This is a genomic window from Methylocystis rosea SV97, assembly GCF_000372845.1.
In the GTDB taxonomy this organism is placed as follows: domain Bacteria; phylum Pseudomonadota; class Alphaproteobacteria; order Rhizobiales; family Beijerinckiaceae; genus Methylocystis; species Methylocystis rosea.
This window is the reverse complement of record NZ_KB889964.1, coordinates 323605-344076: the sequence shown is the minus strand read 5'-3', so window position 1 is coordinate 344076 and position 20472 is coordinate 323605. Positions and strand designations below refer to the sequence as shown.

At 56.5% G+C, this 20472-nt stretch carries 18 protein-coding genes and 1 pseudogene; 9 read left to right on the top strand and 10 right to left on the bottom strand.

Annotated elements, in window-relative coordinates; genetic code table 11:
* Positions 1-62 precede the first annotated feature (62 nt).
* Together A3OO_RS0120680 and gloB are read right to left on the bottom strand one after the other, a co-directional pair.
* A complete protein-coding gene (locus A3OO_RS0120680) occupies positions 63-518 on the bottom strand; it encodes a cupin domain-containing protein (protein ID WP_018409753.1) in 456 nt (151 codons plus the stop codon).
* Entirely contained in the window at positions 515-1291 is a 777-nt protein-coding gene (gloB, locus tag A3OO_RS0120675) for a hydroxyacylglutathione hydrolase (protein WP_018409752.1), read from the bottom strand. The genes A3OO_RS0120680 and gloB overlap by 4 nt, the downstream gene beginning before the upstream one ends.
* A gap of 104 nt (positions 1292-1395) precedes the next feature.
* Here gloB and A3OO_RS0120665 point away from each other — a divergent pair, with 104 nt between their 5' ends.
* Entirely contained in the window at positions 1396-2151 is a 756-nt protein-coding gene (locus A3OO_RS0120665; protein ID WP_018409750.1) for a class I SAM-dependent methyltransferase, read from the top strand.
* A gap of 172 nt (positions 2152-2323) precedes the next feature.
* Here the strand turns inward: A3OO_RS0120665 and A3OO_RS0120660 are convergent, their stop codons facing one another.
* Complete coding sequence (locus A3OO_RS0120660) at positions 2324-3007, bottom strand: alpha/beta hydrolase (RefSeq protein ID WP_018409749.1); 684 nt, start codon at positions 3005-3007, stop codon at positions 2324-2326.
* 581 nt (positions 3008-3588) lie between these two features.
* Here A3OO_RS0120660 and A3OO_RS0120650 point away from each other — a divergent pair.
* Positions 3589-3789: a DUF2905 domain-containing protein gene (locus A3OO_RS0120650; protein WP_018409746.1), complete on the top strand. Its 201-nt coding sequence runs from the start codon at positions 3589-3591 to the stop codon at positions 3787-3789.
* Positions 3790-3845: 56 nt separating this feature from the next.
* The gene (locus tag A3OO_RS0120645) at positions 3846-4634 is read left to right on the top strand and encodes a bestrophin-like domain (RefSeq protein ID WP_245257249.1); all 789 of its coding nucleotides are present in this window, start codon (positions 3846-3848) and stop codon (positions 4632-4634) included.
* A 9-nt stretch (positions 4635-4643) separates the two neighbouring features.
* Here A3OO_RS0120645 and A3OO_RS0120640 read toward each other — a convergent pair whose 3' ends face one another.
* Positions 4644-5948: an SGNH/GDSL hydrolase family protein gene (locus A3OO_RS0120640; RefSeq protein WP_018409744.1), complete on the bottom strand. Its 1305-nt coding sequence runs from the start codon at positions 5946-5948 to the stop codon at positions 4644-4646.
* Between the two features lie 154 nt (positions 5949-6102).
* Here A3OO_RS0120640 and A3OO_RS22465 point away from each other — a divergent pair, with 154 nt between their 5' ends.
* On the top strand, positions 6103-6885 hold the full coding sequence (locus A3OO_RS22465; protein ID WP_198008884.1) for an FkbM family methyltransferase: 783 nt from the start codon (positions 6103-6105) through the stop codon (positions 6883-6885).
* 334 nt (positions 6886-7219) lie between these two features.
* On the opposite strand, the pseudogene A3OO_RS24485 reads toward A3OO_RS22465, so the two are convergent.
* The 6 genes and pseudogenes from A3OO_RS24485 to A3OO_RS0120600 all read right to left on the bottom strand — a co-directional run.
* Positions 7220-7609: pseudogene (locus tag A3OO_RS24485) on the bottom strand (transposase family protein); the annotation flags it as partial.
* Entirely contained in the window at positions 7608-8288 is a 681-nt protein-coding gene (locus tag A3OO_RS22455) for a class I SAM-dependent methyltransferase (RefSeq protein ID WP_245257259.1), read from the bottom strand. The gene A3OO_RS22455 and the pseudogene A3OO_RS24485, both read right to left, overlap by 2 nt.
* Before the next feature lie 295 nt (positions 8289-8583).
* Complete coding sequence (locus A3OO_RS22450; RefSeq protein ID WP_018409739.1) at positions 8584-9420, bottom strand: class I SAM-dependent methyltransferase; 837 nt, start codon at positions 9418-9420, stop codon at positions 8584-8586.
* A gap of 157 nt (positions 9421-9577) precedes the next feature.
* On the bottom strand, positions 9578-10702 hold the full coding sequence (locus A3OO_RS22770) for a class I SAM-dependent methyltransferase (RefSeq protein ID WP_018409738.1): 1125 nt from the start codon (positions 10700-10702) through the stop codon (positions 9578-9580).
* A gap of 61 nt (positions 10703-10763) precedes the next feature.
* Positions 10764-11612, bottom strand: coding sequence for a class I SAM-dependent methyltransferase (locus A3OO_RS0120605; RefSeq protein WP_018409737.1), 849 nt, complete (start codon positions 11610-11612; stop codon positions 10764-10766).
* A 26-nt stretch (positions 11613-11638) separates the two neighbouring features.
* Positions 11639-14353 (bottom strand): glycoside hydrolase family 99-like domain-containing protein, encoded by a 2715-nt coding sequence (locus A3OO_RS0120600; protein ID WP_156824988.1) that lies wholly within the window; start codon positions 14351-14353, stop codon positions 11639-11641.
* A gap of 433 nt (positions 14354-14786) precedes the next feature.
* On the opposite strand from A3OO_RS0120600, the gene A3OO_RS0120595 reads away from it, so the two are divergent.
* The 5 genes from A3OO_RS0120595 (at position 14787) to A3OO_RS0120575 (ending at position 20448) form a co-directional block, all read left to right on the top strand.
* On the top strand, positions 14787-15554 hold the full coding sequence (locus tag A3OO_RS0120595; protein WP_018409735.1) for a TylF/MycF/NovP-related O-methyltransferase: 768 nt from the start codon (positions 14787-14789) through the stop codon (positions 15552-15554).
* A gap of 96 nt (positions 15555-15650) precedes the next feature.
* The gene (locus A3OO_RS0120590; protein ID WP_018409734.1) at positions 15651-16391 is read left to right on the top strand and encodes a class I SAM-dependent methyltransferase; all 741 of its coding nucleotides are present in this window, start codon (positions 15651-15653) and stop codon (positions 16389-16391) included.
* Positions 16392-16610: 219 nt separating this feature from the next.
* A complete protein-coding gene (locus A3OO_RS0120585) occupies positions 16611-18392 on the top strand; it encodes a twitch domain-containing radical SAM protein (protein WP_083909833.1) in 1782 nt (593 codons plus the stop codon).
* 225 nt (positions 18393-18617) lie between these two features.
* Positions 18618-19376, top strand: coding sequence for a hypothetical protein (locus A3OO_RS23885; protein ID WP_156824987.1), 759 nt, complete (start codon positions 18618-18620; stop codon positions 19374-19376).
* 85 nt (positions 19377-19461) lie between these two features.
* Positions 19462-20448 carry a GSCFA domain-containing protein gene (locus tag A3OO_RS0120575; RefSeq protein ID WP_083909832.1) on the top strand — a complete coding sequence of 329 codons (987 nt, stop codon included), beginning with the start codon at positions 19462-19464 and terminating at the stop codon, positions 20446-20448.
* The last annotated feature ends 24 nt before the right edge of the window (positions 20449-20472 follow it).

Here is a 20472-nt window from a genome sequence, read left to right as displayed (position 1 = left end):
CGACCCGATACACTATCCGCCGGGTCGGTCAAAGCCCCCGATCGGCTGAAAAGCCCTTGAGTTCAGGCTGGAACGTCGGGGGAGAAGTCCGCCGGCGCCAGCTCGAAGCCGGCGAATTCAAAGCCCGGCGCGACCGTGCACCCGACGAGGGTCCATTCGCTCGCCCCCCGGCCGAGGCTTCTCGCCGACTGCCAAACGCCTGCGGGGACGAAGGCCTGTGGCCGCTCGCCCGCCGCGAGTTCGGCGCCCAGGCGCAAGACTTCGGTCGGGGCGCCCTGCGTCGCGATCTTAAGCTCCAGCGCCGCGCCGGCGTAGAAGTGCCAGACTTCGGCGGCGTCGACCCGATGCCAGTGGGAGATTTCGCCGCCGGGCAGCAGATAATAGATCGCCGTCGAGGCGGCGCGGGGGCCGCCGACCGGCATGGGATCGCGGAAGGTCTGCCGATAAGAGCCGCCCTCGGGATGTGGCGCGAGATCGAGAAGCCGCACGACCTCCTGCGTCGAAAGCGCGCTTGTCATGCGGCGAAACTGTTCTTGCGTTCGCGCATCGCCGCGAACACGGCGAAAGGATCGGCGTCCTGCATGCCCATCGCGGCCTTCACGCTGGGGTCCTCGACCCGCAAGAACGGGTTTGTGGCGTTTTCCAGCGCAATCGTCGTCGGGAGCGTGAATTTTCCGTTCTCGCGCAGCTCGGCGACCGTTTGCGCCCGTTCGCGCAGCACCGGATTGTCTGGATCGACGGTGAGCGCGAATTTGGCGTTGGCCTGCGTATATTCATGGCCGCAATAGACGCGCGTTTCGCCGGGCAGATTGGCGAGCGCTTCGAGGGTGAGACGCATCATGTCCATGGTGCCCTCAAAAACGCGGCCGCAGCCAAGCGAGAAGAGCGTGTCGCCGACAAACACAATTTCATTGTCGCCGAAATAATAGGCGATGTGTCCAAGCGTATGGCCGGGCGTTTCGATGACGCGCGCGCGCGCCTCGCCGACTTCCACGCTATCGCCCTCTGAAACCGCGCGATCGAGCGGCGGGAGGCGGTGCGCGTCCTTGGCTGCGCCGATGACCTTCATGCGCGGAAAGCGCGACTTGAGCATCTGCGTTCCCTGCACGTGATCGGCGTGGTGATGGGTCAGCAGCAGATGCGTCAGCGGCCAGCCGCGCCGCTCCGCCTCTTTGGCGATCGCTTCGCCGTCCGGCGCGTCGACGCTCGCGGTCGCCCCGAGCTCCGGCTCATGAATGAGCAGGCCGAAATTGTCATTCAGGCAGATAAACTGCGCGACTTCCAATGCCATGGGCGTCGTCTCCTTGGGCGGCTGTCTATCATACCGCTTCGCAAAAAACGCGACAGCCGAACGCGAGAGACCGGCGCGCCTTGCGCCACTGATCGATTGAGTCGATGATCGAGGCCATGCTCGACGTCGTCAATTTGCGGGCCTTTTACGACACGGCGCTGGGGGAAGTCGCGCGCCGCCTGGTGTCGCGGCTGGTGCGCACGCGCTGGCAGGATCACGCCGGGCTGCGCGTGCTCGGTCTTGGCTATGCGACGCCTTATCTCGACAGTTTTCGGGAGAAGGCGCAGCGGGTTCTCGCCTTCATGCCGGCCACGCAGGGCGTCGTCCATTGGCCGCCCGACGGGCGCTCCGCCTCGGCCCTGGTGGAGCCGTCGATGACGCCGCTGCCCGACGCCAGCATGGATCGCATCCTGATCGTGCATGCGCTGGAGACGGACGAACATCCGCATGATCTGCTCGAAGAAATCTGGCGCATTCTCGCGCCCGGCGGCCGGGTGCTGATCGTCGCCCCGAGTCGCACCGGCCTTTGGGCGCGCGTCGACACGACGCCCTTCGGACAGGGGCACCCCTATTCGCGCGGCCAGTTGCAGCAGTTGCTGCAGGAAGCGCAGTTCCTGCCGCTTTATTGGGACGAGGCGCTTTACGTGCCGCCGTTCCAGCGCGCGTCGCTGCTGCGCTCGGCGCCGGCCTTCGAGCGAATCGCCGGCCGGTTCTCGCTGCCCGGCGGCGGCGTGCATATTGTCGAGGCGACGAAGCAGCTCTATCGCCCGGTGATGCGTCGCGCCGTGCGCCGCGTCCCGGTCGAACTTGAACCGGCGATGGAGCCGGCGGGCGCAGAGGCCGGGCTTGAGGGAATTTGAGGCTTCGGATGAGCTGTCGATTCGACGGCTCGGCTAGAGCGCTTCAAGACTGCTTGGACTCACGTGATCGATCTTGGACTCATGTGATCGATAAGGAATCGCTCAACATCAAAATGTTGGAGCAGGTTCTCATCGAAAAAGTCCGCCAATTTTTCGGAACCGGACCTAAACGTCACCGGCGGCGAAGCTCGACGGCGACGCCGAAGGATTGCGCCAGGAACAGGGCGCCGTGGATCAGCCCTGTTTCGTCGATTCCATGGCCAAGCCGCGCCGAGAGGTGCCATTGGGTCGGCACGCCGGAGTCGGCGAGCGCATTGGCGGACATGAGCAGCGCCTCGACGGGGATCATTTCGTCTTCTTCGCCGTGCGCCAAAAGGACGGCCGGCGGTTTCTCATAGGCCATCGGCGCTTCGTCCGCCTGCGCCGGCCCGAGCACATAGACGCCCGAATAGCCGAGAATCGCGCGCGGCGCGCGCTTGCGGCGCAGTCCCGTATGCAGCGCCATCATCGTGCCCTGGCTAAATCCGATGAGCGCCAGCGCTCTGTCGTCGAGGCCGCGCCGGTCGAGTTCGGCGTCGAGAAAGGCGTCGAGCGTCGGACGCGCAGCGATGCAGCCGCGCCAGCGCTCTTCGGGATCGCGCATGGTGAGCGGAAACCATTGTCGTCCGGTCGGCGATGCGGCGCAACGATCAGGCGCATGCGGCGCGACGAAATCGGCGTCGGGAAGGAAGGCGCTCCATTGGCGGCCGATGTCGATGAGATCGGCGCCGTCGGCGCCGTAGCCATGAAGAAAAACGACGAGCTGCTTCGGCTTGCCGGAGCGCGCCTGCACCTTGGGACCATCAATCGCCGCCATGAACCTGCGCCCTTCCGTCGCGTCGCATATGCGCTGGAAGGTTTATGCGCGAAGGTCCGCGCCGGCGCAACGGCGCGCGAAACTATAATGTCTTCACAAAAAACGAGACGATCTTGAACGCATAGATGCAAGCGGCGGCCAGCGTGCTGTGCTTGACCATGGTCATGGCGAGATAAATGTGATCAGGCCTCATGAAAACCCTCATAGTCGCACGCAACCGCTGCGCGCCGGCGATCGCATCAGGAGCGACCCATTCAACGAGACGGTTGCTTTGCAAAGCGTCGCGCGGCCTGCGTCTCCAACAGGCTCCCGCAAGAGGCGCGCCATGCGCCGTCAGTTCGATTGCGTCGGTTCGCCGCAGGCGAAAACCGAATGTCATGCGTCGAACCCTTCGCCGGCACCTAAACTTTGACAAAGCGCCTGGTCAAGCGAAGGGGGCTGAGATTCCTAGCTTTGCGACAATGTGTCACCTGAGAGCGGCTATCGCGAACGACCCGCCGGCGCTGCTGGCGATTTCGCTGAAATGCGCGACATAGCAACGTGAAAGTCATCGATCAGGAACGCGACGAAAGGCTTAACCTGTGGCCAAGTTTCTCATCATCGCCGGGCTCGTCATGGTCGGCCTCGGCATTCTTTGGATGGTCGGCGAGAGATTTGGCCTCGGGCGTCTGCCAGGCGACATCGTCGTCGAGCGCGGCAATTTCAAATTCTACTTTCCGCTCGCCACGTCGCTCATTTTGAGCGTCGTCGTCAGTCTGCTCTTGTGGTTCTTCAATCGATAAGGCCTTTGACAATTTGCCGCAGGCATTCGCTAATGCCGCCCAACAAGGAGGCGCCGGTGCCGCAAATCTTTAAGCATCTCTCCGTCATGCAAATGGCCCTGCTGTTCTGCCTGGGCTCGCTGGCCGGGACATGGCTCGGCGTATTTCTTTGTCGCCGCCTCGCCCACGAGCGGATACACGGCCGTCGCAACGCCAACGAGATGATTGGCCTGACATTGGCGTCCTTTTCGACGCTTTACGGAATTCTACTGGGACTGCTGGCGGTCGAGGCCTATCAAGATTTCTCCGCGGTCGCCGACGTCGTCTCAAAGGAAGCGCTCACGATCGCCGCTCTTCACCGAGACTTCGACGGCTTTCCGCAGCCGACCAGCAGCGAGCTTCAGGAAAAACTTCGCAGCTACGCACTCGAGGCGGTCGAGGCCGTACATCCGCCGCCTGATGTCCGTCGCCAAGCCCATTCACGTTCGCCGGGATTGACCGCGCTATTCGACCAGGTCATGAACTTTCAGCCCAAGCTCAAAAGCCAGGAGATGGTCCAAGCCGAGACGTTCTCGCGTCTTAATACGCTTGTCGAGCATCGCCGCTATCTCATCGCCGCCGGCGACAGCGGCATTCCGAAGGAGCTCTGGTGGGTTATGTGTCTTGGCGGATTCCTGTTGCTTGGCCTCGTGATCATTTTCGACATGGAACTTCATGTCCATCTGATCCTCAGCGGCGCTATTGCGCTCTTTATGGGATCGGTCGTGTTTTTGATTGCCGCGATGGACAATCCGTTCAACGGTGGGATGACGGTCGATTCAGGGCCGATCGAATCGGTGCTGCAGACTTTCGAGACTCCGCGCTGAGACCGCTCATCAGTCGCTGCACTTTTTTTCGAACCGCCATTCGTCAGCCAGCCGAGCGGCGATCGCCTTGGCGACAACGCGGTTGCCGACGCTTTCGCCGGTCGCCGGGTCGGCGGAAAAGTGAATATGATCTGCGTAAACCGTGTCTGGAGTCGCGGAGAAAACGTCCAGCAGGCTATGGACGGCGATTCCATCCTGCTTCAGCTTGAGCAGCGTATCGGCCATCTTGAGATACAGATCCTTGTAGCTCAAATCGCCAACCACGCCTTTTTCCTCTTCGGTTAGGGTCTTGCCGTAAACCGGCGCGGGCTGAATGAAGAACACCGCTTTTGCGCCCTGCGCCTGAGCAAGCGCAGCGGTCGTTTTGAAATATTTTTTATACTGATCAAGGTTGTACTCGTAGACTTCGTCGCGGCTCCATTCCTTGGGCACGGAAAAATTCGTCAGATGCGACTTATGAAGCGACGCCATGTTTTTCATAATTGAATCGTTGAGCTTGGTGCGGGCCACGTCGACCAAAAAGAATATCGCGTTCGATGACCTCAAAAGCGGCATATTGAAGTAAAACGAATAAAATGAGTTCAGCGCCGCGCCGCCGAGTATGGGCAAATAGCTGCCCGATGCAGATGGATTCACTAAGATAAAGTTGTTCGAAGGCCATTCGAAACGTTTTGACCAAGACGTCCATTTCTCGAGAAGCATATCCTTCTCATTGAAGCCTTCCAGGGTAACGATGCCATCGAAAACTTCTCCAAAGAGGAGGGTCATGATGGCCTGTTGCGGCTGCTTCCAGCCACCATCGGCGCCGTTATAAACTTCGAATGATTTCCGTCCCTCCGGAGGAGCATAGCATCTATTCAGCTGTTCTTCGAGGTATTTGGGTTTACCTTTTTCCGTTTGGCCAAACATGGCGGCCACCGATCCGCCGCTCACCATGATGCGAAACGTGTCGGTCTCCTTTTTGTAGGGAAAGTCGCGTCCGAACAAGCCGACATTGTTTATCTCGAACTCTGAATTCTCGCAGGGCGGATTATCCGCATGAACGTTGGTCAAATAAGGGTGAGGGTAAACAGTATCCATGTAGCGGCACTTGAGGTTTCTCTTCGACGTCATGTGCACCACGAACGTATTCGAACGGCTCTCTTCGCGCGTTTGCGGGCTAACGAGTTTTCCTTCGCTCAGAAAATAATAAAGAGTGAAGCCGGCTTCTACAGCAAGCAAACACAGCACGACCACAATGAAGTTAGCGGCGATGCGAACGCTGCGGCGCGGCGTTTTGGCCGGACTGTTTGTTGTTTCGCCTGTTCCGTTCATCAAAAGCCCTTTCCAATTGTGCCTGGCTCGTGCAAAAGAACTCCAACCACATCAGCCATGAGACTAAACGTGGTTTCGCCAATTAACAATGCGCTGGCGCCGCTCACATTCGCGCGCACAAAGCGAATAGCACCGAGAGTTGAAGGGCGCCGACATGTGGATCTCCTACGCTCAAAATTTCGAAGACGTCATGCTCGCACGCGCCTTCGCGGATCTCGCGGAAGGCGTCTATGTTGATGTTGGCGCATGGGACCCGGACCTCGAATCCGTGACGCGGCATTTCTACGAACGTGGGTGGCGCGGGGTCAATGTCGAGCCAAATCCTTATTATTTCAGGCGATTGCAGGAGCGGCGTCCGCGCGACGTCAATCTATCGGTCGCGGTCGGCGCGCGCGCGAGTCAGGCGACCATGACGCTCGTCCACGATACCGGCATGTCCAGCCTCGACGCCAAGGTGGCGGCGTCGCATGCGCCGCTCGGCTTCGAACAGGAGGAGATGCAAGTAGAGGTGCGCACACTCAACAGTATTTTTGAGGAGCAGGCGCCGTCCACAGTGCATTTTCTCAAGATCGACTGCGAAGGATCTGAGCGAGACGTCATCGTAGAGTTTGACCTTCGCCGGTTTCGGCCGTGGATCATACTGGTTGAATCCGTGGCGCCGGGCGTCGCCAGGACAGAGTCACACAGTTCGTGGGAACCGCATATTTTGCGGTCCGATTATGTGTTTGCCTACTTCGATGGACTCAACCGCTTTTATGTCGCGCGCGAACACGCCGACCTGCAAGAGCATTTTGCTGTTCCGCCCAACGTGTTCGACGATTTTTACGTCGACCGAATGATGCAGATGGGGCTGGCCCTGGAAGCCAAACGCAAGAAGGCCGCAAAGAAGGACAGAGCGGCCTGGTGGCGCACGCCATTCGTGGCGCGGCGCGGGTGATCTGATCCGGCGGCGTCGACGCTCCGCCGAAGTGGCGCCGCTGACGGGCAGCGTGCTCATTCAGCACAGCCCCCTGGCGCGCATCGGCGCCGCGGCGCAGGAGCGCAGCTCTTTGTCGTCGGCGAAGCGCCTCGCGCCGCGCGCGAGACGCGGGCAGTCGCTATTGACCCCAAGGCCGTCGCAGCGCTCGCGCTCGTCGCGGCGGCGCTGTGGCTTTGGTATGCGAGCCGCCTTGGCGGAGTCTGGCCGCCGGATGGCGACGGCGGGAATGGCGACTAGATCAAATATTGGTTGTTTGATCCCGGGATTTGATGGTGCGATCTTTTCTATGGAAGGGAAGCCGCGCAGGAAATGCGGCGCCGGCCAAGCAATCGGTGACGTTCCCGCCGGTGAGCAGGAAGGCGATCGGGCGACATTGCGCATCGGTCAACGCATGGACTTTCGTCGGGCTTACGCCACGCGAGCGCCCGATGGCGTGATTTTTCTCCCCCTTGCCGCCTTGCCGAGCGATGCGCTTTCACTGCCAAGGAGTCGATGAGAACCTCCGCCGGGGGCCCGCCAGCTAGCGCCCCCGCGTGGAAAGATCGACCCCTGACGCCTTTTTTGCCGCCCAGCGCACATAACGATTGTAGAGCGTCTTCTCGGGCCCATAGTCCGTCAGCCACTCGATCCAGCGACCGCCTGACTTGAGCACATAAACGATGTGTGCGTGAACACGCTCTTCAATCGCGAATTCCGACGACGACGGCTTGATAGACCGGCGGCGCGCTTGGAGCGAGCTTCAATAAGCGAAAATATTTCGACCACGCCTTTTCGATCCAAACCTTCGGAACCAGCGCATCTCCATAGACGTCCGCTGTCCGAACCCCTTCATCGACAGTCGTTAGATATAAGTATTCCCCCGCGGCAAAACTTGCGCGAAGGCTGGAAAGCCGGGGCTTGTATTGAGACAGCAGGCGCCAACGTTCGCTGCGGGATTCGATGTCGGGAATTTCGAGATAGTCGAGAAATGAATCGTCTTCCACAGTGAAAACGAAAATACAGCCCGGCGCCGCGACCCGATACATTTCGGCTATGAGGTTCGTCGCCACCGTCTCTGGGAGGTGAGTAAACACCGAAAGCGCCGAGATCACATTGAAATAGCCGTCGGGAAACGGCAAGCCAGCCCCCGCCTCGGTCAAGGTAAATTGACCCGGCACGCCAAGATACCGGCACAGCGTTATCGCGTTCGGGTCTATGTCGACTCCATAGAGATTTTCCGCTGGAACGTCGCGCGCGAAGGTCCGGGTGATCCGACCCCAGCCACACCCGATGTCGAGAACACGCGAGTCTTTACCTAACGGTCTGCCGGACGCGCGGGAATACTCCTCCGCGTATTCCCAGAAGGCATGGGCGCGCGACATCGACTCCTCGTCAACGGCGCCATTGTAACCCATCTGGATCGACGAGTGCGGAAACCGCGGGAACTCGACTCCATCGATATAAGGTTCACGCACGCTGCGCTGAAGCAGCGAAAGCCAAGCGTCTTTCGATACTCCGGAAAATTTATCGGTGATGGACATTCGATCGCCCTTGCGCTGCCGGACAGGTTTATGTCGACGGTGAACCGTTCCGCCGGTTTCGCCGCGAATCCGGCCAAGGCGAAATCGCCAGCCGCGCGACTACCGAGGAACATTCATATGGAATTTCCATGCATACCTAAATCAGAGGCTTTCTGCAAACCGTCACGTCGGTGTATTCGCCGATAACTCCATGATACTGATCCCAAAATCGAATAATGCGCACGTCGAATGGAGCCCACTCGGCAATTTGCTTGCTGATATCGTAACCGTAATAGAATGTGACCAATGATCCTTTGTCGCTAATCGGATTGCCATGATATTCGGGTGTCTCGATTAGATGTTCGACTTGCCCATCTGGGGTCAAGCGCGCGGTGCAAGCGGCTGCCTCCGCCCGCCATTTTTGAATCGGGAACGTATGTATGTAATATCCGCCCGGCTTGAGCGTCCGGTAGACTTCGGAATATGCTTTCTCTGGATGAAATACATGCTCCATGACGTCGAGCGTCACGACAAGGTCGAAGACACAGTCGCCAAACGTCTGATTTTCGAGATCCTCGTTTCTGTAACCGCCAATGTTCTCACCTAGCGGTTGATCCGGATAATATTGAGACGAGATATAGTTTGGAGCGCACTCCCGCAAACGCAGTGAAATTCCCCGTTCCGAGGGCGACGACTGGTGAATAGCGAGATGGCGCCAATTTGGTAGCGTTTCATTCATGACGAGAGCCACCGCGCGCTCCCGAACCGTGGACATACAGTTCCAGCATACGAGCGAATCGCGAAACCATTCCGAATAAGCCCGAAAAAGCTGATCCGTGTCGCAACAGGGACAATGACCCGCGAATTCATATTGGAACGCCGGGGCCTCCGCTTCCTGCGGCGGAGGCGCCGCCGGCGTATGGGCCGTTGTCGAGTCGCTCAGAGAAACGTCTTCGGCTGCAGCCGCGGCGTCTGCCTTCTCCACGTCCGACATGTCAGATCGCCTCGGTGTAGGCGCGTCAGATTCTCCTGCCGCGTCAGTTCCACCTAAAGTGTTCATTATAACGCTCCGTCTCGAAATAAAGACCGCCGACGCCGCGGATGAGGTCATCCTACTCGCAACACATCGTATGTCGATACCGTCGGCTGTCTCACTTACGGCGCCGCACCACCACCAAGTCCTGATAGAAATGGAAGCACCCGATGAAGTCGACGAGTTCGAACTCGTCCCCGAGTTTCTTTTCGATAAATGACCGCGTCAGCCAGACATTGCGGTAATAGTCGCCGGACACTCCGATGCTCTCGAGCTGATTGTTTTGCGCGGAATCGTAAATTCCCTGCTCCCTCCATGCCTCGAGAGTCGCGCGAGGCATCCCCGCATGAAGCGCGATCATCGCATTGTCGGATAAAACGGTGAAAAGCCCAACGCCGCCGGGTTTCAATACGCGCGCAAGCTCGGCGAGCCATATCGTCATGTTGTCTTCGGCCAGATGGCTGAAAACCGAATACGCATAGATTAGATCAACAGAATTTGCAGGCTGATCGAGCGGAGGCTTGGCGCCACATGCTTTGAAGTGCGGCCCGACATTAACGTTGGCCCACTCCACGGCGAAAGAGTCGATATCGAAACCAACGAGCGTTGAATTCGCGCCCAGATCTGCAACAACGTGGCGAGCGACGCGCGCCGAGCCGCAGCCCCAATCGAGGATTGTCGGAAAATCCGCAAACGTCTTCTTGAAGTTTTTCTTCATCGCCTTTTCGAAACCGCGAAAGATGGCGCGGCCGAACATCACGTAATGCAGCAAGTTCTCGGCGCCGATCCTGGCGGCGACGTCCGGCGGCGGACCTGCGAACGAGAGGTCACTCAAAAGAAGGTCGAGTGTGTAGCCTCGTTCCTTCAGGGGATTCAAAATCGCGCGCGACTCGATCGTGATCTCCCGCTCCTTGCGGATATCGTGTTCCGAGTGCAAAATATCGATCGTAAACGCCGATAACGCGGCATTGGGGTGCCAAGGATAAAGCTCCGCATAGACGCCGCTCGGCGCGAGCCGCTCCGGGACAAATGGCCGACCGTTCACGACAATGTGCGTATTTTCCACCCAGCCCCAATGAGGAAGACTCCAGCCGGCGATCGTCGTCTTGTCCTCCGATAGAACAACACTATTGACGTTCCATAAGAAAGGCGCTTCGGTCACCTCATAGAGGTCTGAATTGGGCACGAAAACGATCGGATCGATTGTCTGCGTGCGCACGGATTTGTGACTAAGCTCGTTCAAAGCTACCGCCTCCTGTCGATACACCCTAGAAAAGTCCGCTCAGCGCGGCAGACGAAAGCCGTCAGGCCTTCTGCGCTATGACGAGCGCTTGCCAGAACTGGTTCGGATCATCGATATACGCCCAAAGCCGGAAATACTTCTCCCATTGCGATTTTATGAAGCTTTCGGGAATGGCGGCGTCGCCGTAGACATCGGCGGTCATGTAGTCTCCGCCGCCCGAGGTCGGCATGTAACAGAAGCGCCCCGCGTCAAACTCCCTCAGCAGTTCTGACACTTTGGGTTTGAAGCGGGAGAGAGCGGCATGCCACTCAGATTCCGGACGTTCCGGAATCTCACTGATGAATTGTAAGAAGCGGCGAGGTTCGGCAGTGTAAGCAAGGACGCAGCCGCTGCGCGACACGCGGCTCAGTTCTGACATCCAGTGCGTTGCGATCGGTTCTGGCAAATGGCTGAACACCGAATAGGCGATGACCACGTCGAAGGAATTGTCCGGGAAAGGAAGCGCGCCGCGCGGCTCGATGAGTTTGTAGGTGCCGGGAACTCCGAGCATGCGACATAGCGAAAGGATCTCCGAATCGATGTCGACGCCATGCAATCCGGTTTCGGCGACGTCGTTCCAGAACAAACGCATATAGCGCCCCCAGCCGCAGCCAAAATCCAAGAGCTGCGTTCCCGCGTGAAGCGGATTGCCGAGGGCTTCTGCATATCCTTTTACATATTTGTAGAAGTTGAAACCTTCTCGAAGAGCGTGTTCGTCGGACGACCCTACCCAGCCTTCCTGGGTGCGGGCATGCGGGAAGCGCGGCATTGCCACGCCATTGATGTTTGGTTCGTACACGCTATCGATGAGAACTTTGAGCCAGGCCTCGTCGTCGGCAAGATTAAACAGAGCTTTTGCAGGAGGGAGCATCCTAATTTTCCTTCGGAGAATACGCGTTAATAGGGGGCAGCCGCGGACGTGGAAGTGCTGGCGTAGTTCGCGATTGTGAAGCCATTTGCGGCGACGAGCGTCGGGAACAGGCGCTCGAAAGCGTGAGCGAAGGTCCCGTCGATGGCGCCGAGTTCTGGCCCAAATTCGGCGCCTTCGTAAGGCAAATCGGCAACTTTTTTCATCGCCGACAACCGGAACCAGAACATGCTCCCCGCGACGAAATCGCGAAGCGGGAATCCTTCAAGCCCAGCTTTCGATAAAATCGTCTCGACATTAATTTTGTTGTCGCGCATGCCGACTGGATCTCTGATGGAGAACATCGCCTCGGTTGGCGCGACGAGGCCGACCTTTTGGTTGGCTGCAAAGGCGGCCAAAGCCGCCTTGACGGAGTCAGGACGACCGATCAGTCCGTCCAGGAGGCCTCGACGCCACTGGTGGCCGGCCGAAAGGTGCGTGGATTTCTTGGAGTGCAGCTTGCAGCCGATCTCATACCCGAGCCCGTCGGCGATTCGCAAAGCCTGGAGGAATGGCCATATGTCGCGGCCTTTATTTTCCGAGACGACGACCCTGACGGGATCGAGGAGGTCGATCAATTTCCTTGCTGCGGCCTCATCCCAGCTATTAGGGATTGACGCGATGACATCCATTCGAGCAACTTTCCTCGCTGCGTTGACTGCGGCGGCGAATTCCTCGATCAGATCCTCATAAAAAACGTGAATGCACAGTACGATTTTGGCCTTCTTTGTTCTTTTCGCGGCCACGCGACGCGCCAACGATGAGAGCGCCGCCTCGTTCGAGAGCCCCTCGGCGCGAACATTGGCCACGGCCGCGAGATAGCCGTAGCCAAATTTGCGGTCGGGTTCGAGGTAGGTGCCTTCCGCCCATTCGTTCCAAGCGTTGATGAAGACGAAGCGTTGGCCTTCGGCGTTGTTTTTTTTCGACCACTCGGTCGTCCCTTGGAGCCAGCGATGGAATTTCCTTGGGGTGGCGCCATGGAAGGTGTGACCCTGGGAAGGTTTGCGCGCTTCATTGTCCCAGCCCATCATCACGCCAGCGAAATACTCTCGCGGGCGTTTTTCGCAGCCAAGCTTTTCCAGTAATTTAAGGTAAGCGTCGACGGCTTCGCCATAGTCGTACACCTTGCCCCTGAAGTCGGGGTTCAACAGTTCCACCGTGTTGTTGATTTCACGAACGGCCACCGCATGAGGCGGAAATTGACAAACCGCGTCGAAGCCGATGTCTTCTGGATGGTCGAAACCGAATGCAGTCGTGGCGACCAGATAAAGACCCGGCAAACCAGCTTGCGCAGCTAAATCTCGCCAAATCTGGACCATGTTCTCAACGTCTGGAATAATGGTCGGCCGGTAGATCACAATCATCGGCTTTCCATCGACTCGGATATACCGAGGATCTCTCATGAAACGGTACAGATCGTTGAACACGCGGGCATGGTCTTCCGGCGTGTGGTTCTGTTTCATCAGGATATCTTTTTCGGCTCCATCCCAACGCCGAGTCCAGTTCTCGTTGGCCCAACACAAACAGAAGGGGAAATCGAACTCTTCGGCTTGTTGCGAGAGCAGAAATTCGATCGGCTTCTCGAGCAGCCTGTGGCCGTCGAACCAGTAATAGTGGAAACAAAATCCGGAAACGCCATAAAGCTTCGCCAATTCGATCTGACGCGCCATGACGTCGGGCACGCGCAGGTCGTAAAAGCCTAGTTCGCCCGGCAGCCGGGGCTGATATTGTCCGCTGAACTGGGGGACCGCCTTGGAAACGCCCCTCCATTCGGTGAAGCCCTTGCCCCACCACCGGTCATTTTCCGGGATCGGATGAAACTGCGGAAGATAAAAGGCCAAAATCGATGGATCGTTCGGCGGAACGCTGATCGCCTTCGCCGCCAGCGGAGCGTAGCTTGGGTCGCGGCCACCCATAGCGACGCTCACCTGCTCCTTATAAAGAGAGAAATAGGGATCGGATGCTCTCTCGATTGCGCGTTTCGACTCCAGGTTCGCCCCTCCCGCGTGGCGCACCCTTGGACTGCGGCTCAATGAGGAGAGCCCTGGCTTAGGGTCCCGGCCCTCGCGTGCGCCGAAATTTAAGTAATGGATGAGCGGGTTGGCGCCCGCGTCTCTCACGTCGGCATTGGCCTGCAGGTAGCGGGAGGTGCTAAAAGCTGGACTTGGGTTGTACCCAAGTCTCCAACCATATCGAATGAAGTGTTCGAGTGGATCCCCCCGCACATCGGGATAGTGGGATATGTAAAAATCCGGCTTGAATAGTTTCGACCGGTAAATGAGATCATACCCTGCGGCAAATTGGCGTGCCCCCTGCGGCAACAAAGCGTTCTTCGCGGCTTGGCCGATCCAATCGGTCGGTCCCACATCTTCTGGGGGCCTCGCGGAGCGCGTGTTGCGGTCTGAGCAGCTGATGAAATGCAGCAGCGGATTCGCACCGCTATGCGCGGCGTCTTCGTAAGTCTGAAGATACCAGATCGTGTTGAAGTTTTCGCTCGGATTGCGGCCTTCGCGCCATCCGCTCTCGAGATAATGCTTGGCCGCGTCGATTTTTGACTCGGCCACGTCGGGATATGCGGCGTAATAATATTGAGAATCAATCAGGCCACGTAGCCTCCGGATCTCCGGACGAATGAAAGCCATTGCGTCGGTTGCTTTTTTGGCGATCGACCCGAGTAAAAGCATGTTGGCCGCGGTTCGCTTCACAATCTGTAACTCCACAGAATTCCGTCACTTTTTACGACGAACCTCTCGAACATGCCAAGCCCCCAAAATTGGAAAATCGGAAAAGTGGCGTCGGTCGAGCAACGAAGCCTTCGGGGCGATGACTAGCGGAGGCAGCTTCACGCCCCACACACCGGGCCGGTCACCGTCTTTCGCTTTCGCACGAATCCTCGTGCACCCGGCTTTAAGTCTTGCCCGCGCCGCGTTATGCACTCATCCGCAAGACCATCAAACGCTGCGTGCGCCGGTATGGGTCTTTCCTAGCGTTCGGGACCATTGGGGTGTCCCCAAAATTCGTTTGCGCTGATTCGAAACTCAGATTCAAGCGGTCGAAGCTCTCAACATCGGATTCCGACGAAGGATGCGAAATCTTCTAAGTGCCACGGTGTAGCCGCACAACCAACAGAAGCCCCCTATGACGCCGAGCGATTTGTATCTCGATCTCGTCAAGCGAACTCTGACCAATCTCCTCTATATCGATGCGGAGCCTCGCTACGATCCCCAGAATGACGGCGCCGAATCGCGGCGGCTCCGCACGAACGGGCTGGATTGGCCGGCCTGGGGCCTCACGATGGTCGGCATGAAGCGCCTCGACAACATACAAACGCTCGTCGAGGCGGCGTTGGCCGAGGAAATCCCGGGCGATCTGTTCGAGGCAGGCGTCTGGCGGGGAGGAGCCGGCATCCTGATGCGCGCGATCCTGGCCGCCCACGCCGATACGACGCGGCGCGTCTGGCTGGCCGACAGCTTCCAAGGCTTGCCGAGACCGCATGTCGAACGCTTCCCCATGGACGCCGGGGACACTCATTATCAGTACGAAGCGTTGAAAGTGTCGCTCGAGACCGTGAAGGCGAATTTCGCGCGCTTTGGTCTTCTCGACAGCCGTCTCGAGTTCGTTGAAGGCTTTTTCAGCGAGACCCTCGATCGAGCCGCCGTCGAACGCATCGCCGTGTTGCGGCTGGACGGGGACATGTACGAGTCGACCTATGTCGCGCTCACCGCCCTCTATGACAAAGTTTCTCCTGGAGGCTTTGTCATCGTTGATGATTACGGCTATCTCGAATCCTGTCGACGGGCGGTCGCCGATTTTCTGTCGTCACGAAGCCTCGCCGTCGAACTCCATCAAATCGATTGGACCGGCGTTTACTGGAAAAAGCCGGTGTGCGGCGAGGGAGGGTCGTAGAATCACAACCTCCGCGCCGAAGTGCTGGAATTGCTTGTCGAATTTGATATGCTGAACATTATGAGATCGCTCGTGAGAATTTTATGCCGCTGATAAATGACGCCCGCTCGACTTCCCGCTGAATTATACCGTTACACGGTCGATCCTGGTTCGGATGCGGCGAGCGCGTGGGTGTGGCGCTTCATAGGCGATCAGCGCCGCGTCTTGGATTTGGGGGCGGGGCCTGGATCGATCGCCCGCTCCCTGGTCACGGACAAGGGCTGCCGGGTGACGGCGGTCGACGTCGACGCTGAGTGCGTCGACGTTTGCTCCGGCTTTTGTGAACGCGCCGCTCGCGTCGACCTGAACGAAGCCGATTGGCTGAGCAAGATTCCGACAGGTCCCTATGACGCCGTGATCCTCGCGGACGTTCTGGAACATTTGTACGATCCTTGGGCGGTCCTCGATTCCGCCAAGACATTGCTCGCGCCGGAAGGCGCCTTGATCGTGTCGCTCCCCCATTCGGGCCACGCGAGTCTGATTTCGTGTCTCCTCAAAGGCACGTTCCGCTATAGCGAATGGGGGCTTCTGGACCGAACGCATCTTCGCTTTTTTGGAATGAAAAACATCGAGGAATTGGTTACGGGAGCGGGTCTGAGCGTTATTGACGCCGGATTCGTTATGCGGCGTCCGGAAGAAACGGAATTCGCGGACCTCTGGGCCACTCTGTCAGACGAGGAACAAAGCTTCTTGCGCGCAAGCCGCTTCGCCAGCGTGTATCAAGTGGTGCTAAAGGCCGTTCCCTCCGAAAGGGAGAAGGAGACGCGCTCGTTGGAGGGTTTTCTGGAGCGACACTGAATCTGAGTGAGGGGTGAAGGCGTAACGGGTTGGTTGCCAAGCCATCCCCGCTCCGAGAAAGGAGCGTTACGCCATGACCGAGACTAAAGATGGCGCGTCTCACCGTAATTCAACATTTTCCCGCCACCCAAATCACGATGTCGCCACAATACTGCTCCAAAAAAAATTCAGACTTTCTCTATAGTTACCTGTGCTGCAGACAAATAGGAGCGTTTAGCCATGGCGGAAGGCGACGATGGGGACAAGACAGAGGAATTGCCGCCCACGTTCTGTATTCACCCGTTTATCGAGGTGAATGTGGCCACGGCCGGATCTGCGAGGCCATGCTGCGCTTACCATCCGCTCCTATCACAAGATGGGCGCGCGATGTCGGTCTATGAGAGTTCGCTTGAGGAGATATGGAACTCTAACGCGATGCGCTCAATTCGGCGTAATCTCGTGGAAGGAAGGCAGGATCCGGGTTGTGGGTATTGTTATGGACACGAGACAGCCGGAATTCCGAGCTTGAGGATAATCAACAGCCAAGCTTGGCAAGGCGGCTACATCAATCCCCGAAACGAAAGCTTCTCGGATTTGATTCAGCGTGCTCGAGATAATGATTACCGCATGCCGAATGGTCCCAATTGGGTCGATCTCGACGTGGGCAATTTGTGCAACCTTAAATGCAGGATGTGTATGCCGGCGTCGAGTTCGAGTATCGCCAACGATCCTGTTCACTCACGTTGGACGCCAGACTATGAAGTCGCGGCGCGGTGGCAGGGGACCGGAATGATTATCGCTCCGGCGCGTGTGCTGGGGGTTGGCTACGACGGCTTGTCTAAACTCGACGCATCAGGAGAGTCGCCTGTCGCTTGGATAAGCGGCGTGGCGACGATCAGCATGAAAAGCGCGCCGCGCGAAGTGTCGTCCATTCGAATCAAACTCGTTGGCGCGGAGCCGCAAAGCATAATCGAGATGTTTGTGAATGGCGTATCGATGTTTCGCGGCGAGATGTCTGGAGCGGCTCTGGAGCAAACAGTCGAATTGCCCAAGGAAACGATGGACGCGGATGAGCTTGTTCTTCGTATCGAATGTCCGACGCTCGTCGGCGTTGAAGAAGTGAAGTTGATCAGGGCGGAAACAGGAAAAAGCAAGGTAGGTCTGAGCCGTTTTTCGAGTGGCAGGCAATGGTTTAAAGATGAGGATTTTATTTTCAATGATCTACTTTATAAAGTTGGCGACATCACGAAAATCAACATGATCGGCGGCGAGCCGATGTTGATCAAGGAGGTTTTGTCCACCCTGAAATATTTGGTCAGCAAAGACCTTGCAAAAAATATTACCCTCACAGCGGTCACAAATGGGACCGTGGTCAGCGAAGAACTGTGTGAAATCTTGCCGAAGTTTAAGAGTGTCGTTCTAGGCATAAGCCTTGACGGCGTAGGCGGGGTGAATGATTACATTCGCGCCAATTCAGAATGGGCCCAAATAGATAGCAACATTAAGAAATTAAAACAAATTAACAACGCATATATTTATGTAAATATTACATATCAAGCGTATAATATGCTTCATCTGGCCCCATTGGCTAGTTATTGCTTGAAAAACGAATTGACTTTCCGTTACCATTTTCTTCAATCCCCTCGTCACCTCAGCTGTGCGGTGATGCCTCTGGCGGCGAGAAGAGAGGCCATCGTGAGAATGAATAATTTCCTCGCAGGCTGTTCGACTGAGGAAATCTATCATTTAGCACGTCTTAATATTAAGGGCTCCATCCATGAACTGTGCGGTTTGCTCCATGCGAATCAGGCCGAACCGGATCCTGCTCTTCTCGACGATTTCATCACCTTCACCAACGATATGGATGTCAGTCGAGGGCAAAACTTTTCCTTAGTGAACCCGGAGCTGCTGCAGTTCATTGAAGCTTCGGGTGTGAAATGGACTGATCAGACGCGTTTCGCCAAACCAAGTCTGGGGGCGCCGGCATTCCAGAGCATGGAGTTTGATAGCCTCGCGGGCTAGCGTGAATAAAATTCGCACAAATTTGCTTTTCAGGTGCGCCGGTTGATCGCTAGGACGTCAGCTATTGAATATCGATAAAGCAGGGCGGCTAGATTGATCAGTAAAGGGGTGAATGGGATAACGAGGCAAATAAGCTATCGTTCCTGAAAAAATAGACTGGAGCTGGGATCTTGTCAGCCAAATATTGGCTCAGCAGTCAAGATCGTCCACCAACAGGGGAATTGAATGACGTATGAAGACCCTATAATTATAGCCGGGCATTCTCATGCGGCTGCCTTAGGTCTCCACTTCGGAACGGGAGAAAAAAATGCAGTCTTAAAACCCCTTCTTCACGAGGGTTATGACGATTTCGTTGGATTGAGCTATACATTGCCGATTGATGCAGCATACTGGGATGCGCTATATGATGCATCTACAGACAAGTCAGTTGGCCTTCTCTACAACGGCAGCCAGCATATTCATAACTTCCTGTTGATACATGAACCTGAATTCGATTTTTGTTTGCCAAATTGCGAAGGGGGTGTTGATGAAGAAAAATTCATTGTTCCTAACCGAGTAATACGTGAGCTATATTTAGTTGGGCTTAATGAAATGCTTCAAATTATTCTTCGTTTAAAGGAAATAAAGGGGTGCAAGCCGTTTTTAATTGGCTCTCCCCCTCCGCGAGGAGATGATCAATTGCAATCGTCATATGAGGCGAAGGATTCGTGGTTTGAAGCATTTGCAAAGTTGCTGTTCATTAATTTGGATAATGTTAAGATTAGTAGCCCACGTTTAAGGTATAAAGCGTGGGTAATACTTCAGTTGCTGCTGGATGAAATTGCTAAACAGCATGATCTAATATTTGTCTCGGCGCCTCTCGAGGCGGGCGATGCTAATGGTTATCTGCGGCCCGAGTTTATTCAAGATTTCACCCACGCTAATGGGGGCTATGGAAAGCTAATGCTGGATCGTATAAGAGATAAGCTCGCCGCTAGCAACTAGGAGGACGCTCGTGCATCCGTATAAGAATGCTCCTTCTCGTAGTTTCTGGTCACGCTCTGTTTCGCAATCATTTCGACCGAATGAAATGATCGCCGTCGACTATCCTCTTATTAAACATGGCGACAAAGTCGCCTCGGCGGGAAGTTGTTTTGCGTCAAATCTAGTGCCTTATTTAACGCGTTCTGGCTTTACATATTTGCAAACTGAATTGCGTCACCCTAATTTTAGGCAAATTCCTGGAGAAAATCTCGGATATGATAAATTTAGCGCTGCATATGGCAACATCTATACAATTCGGCAACTCCTGCAATTATTACGTCGTAGTCGCTCCATGTATTGGCCTTCTGAAGATCGTTGGATAACGGGCGATGCGGTAATTGACCCGTTCAGACCGGGCTTAAAATATTACGCTACGTCGAATGAGGAATTTGAGCTTCTAACGCGACAGCATCTGAAAGCCTGCCTGCGCGTATTCTCTGAAGCCGACGTGTTCATATTCACGCTTGGCCTGACGGAAGCATGGGTGTCGCGCGAGGACGGGGCAGTTTTTCCCGCATGCCCCGGCACTATCGCCGGAACTTTCGATCCTGAGAAACATGTATTTAAGAATTTCACCGTTCTTGAGATGAGCGCCGACCTAAAGGATTTCATAAATGAATTGCGAGAGATCAACGCTGATGTCCGAATTGTTTTGACAGTTTCGCCTGTTCCGCTCGTCGCGACTGCGACCGCCAATCATGTGATTTGCGCATCGACCTATAGCAAATCTGCGCTTCGCGTGGTGGCTGAGGAGGTTTCGACTGCATTGAGGGAAGTGACGTATTTTCCTGCATATGAAATCGTTACCGGTCCGCAATCCCCGAAGGAGTATTTTGAAGCAGACCGGCGTAATGTAAGCGTTGCGGCGGTCGATCAAGTAATGGGAGTGTTTCTGGCGTGTTGTGAGCAGCCGCACGAGGGCGCCTCATCGGCCTCACAGACTGAAGAGATGCGGCTATCGGACGACATCGAGTTGCTGGCAAAGAAATTCGCTGACATCGAATGTGAGGAGGTGATGGTCGAAAAGAAATGACGGTCGGGTTATTCCGAATGAATA

Coding starts and splice junctions, on each gene's coding strand:
- A3OO_RS0120680 (WP_018409753.1), bottom strand. CDS start 518: ATGACAAGCGCGCTTTCGACGCAGGAGGTCGTGCGGCTTCTCGATCTC.
- gloB (WP_018409752.1), bottom strand. CDS start 1,291: ATGGCATTGGAAGTCGCGCAGTTTATCTGCCTGAATGACAATTTCGGC.
- A3OO_RS0120665 (WP_018409750.1), top strand. CDS start 1,396: ATGATCGAGGCCATGCTCGACGTCGTCAATTTGCGGGCCTTTTACGAC.
- A3OO_RS0120660 (WP_018409749.1), bottom strand. CDS start 3,007: ATGGCGGCGATTGATGGTCCCAAGGTGCAGGCGCGCTCCGGCAAGCCG.
- A3OO_RS0120640 (WP_018409744.1), bottom strand. CDS start 5,948: ATGAACGGAACAGGCGAAACAACAAACAGTCCGGCCAAAACGCCGCGC.
- A3OO_RS22465 (WP_198008884.1), top strand. CDS start 6,103: ATGTGGATCTCCTACGCTCAAAATTTCGAAGACGTCATGCTCGCACGC.
- A3OO_RS22455 (WP_245257259.1), bottom strand. CDS start 8,288: ATGTCGCGCGCCCATGCCTTCTGGGAATACGCGGAGGAGTATTCCCGC.
- A3OO_RS22450 (WP_018409739.1), bottom strand. CDS start 9,420: ATGTCGGACGTGGAGAAGGCAGACGCCGCGGCTGCAGCCGAAGACGTT.
- A3OO_RS0120605 (WP_018409737.1), bottom strand. CDS start 11,612: ATGCTCCCTCCTGCAAAAGCTCTGTTTAATCTTGCCGACGACGAGGCC.
- A3OO_RS0120595 (WP_018409735.1), top strand. CDS start 14,787: ATGACGCCGAGCGATTTGTATCTCGATCTCGTCAAGCGAACTCTGACC.
- A3OO_RS0120590 (WP_018409734.1), top strand. CDS start 15,651: ATGACGCCCGCTCGACTTCCCGCTGAATTATACCGTTACACGGTCGAT.
- A3OO_RS0120585 (WP_083909833.1), top strand. CDS start 16,611: ATGGCGGAAGGCGACGATGGGGACAAGACAGAGGAATTGCCGCCCACG.
- A3OO_RS23885 (WP_156824987.1), top strand. CDS start 18,618: ATGACGTATGAAGACCCTATAATTATAGCCGGGCATTCTCATGCGGCT.
- A3OO_RS0120575 (WP_083909832.1), top strand. CDS start 19,462: ATGATCGCCGTCGACTATCCTCTTATTAAACATGGCGACAAAGTCGCC.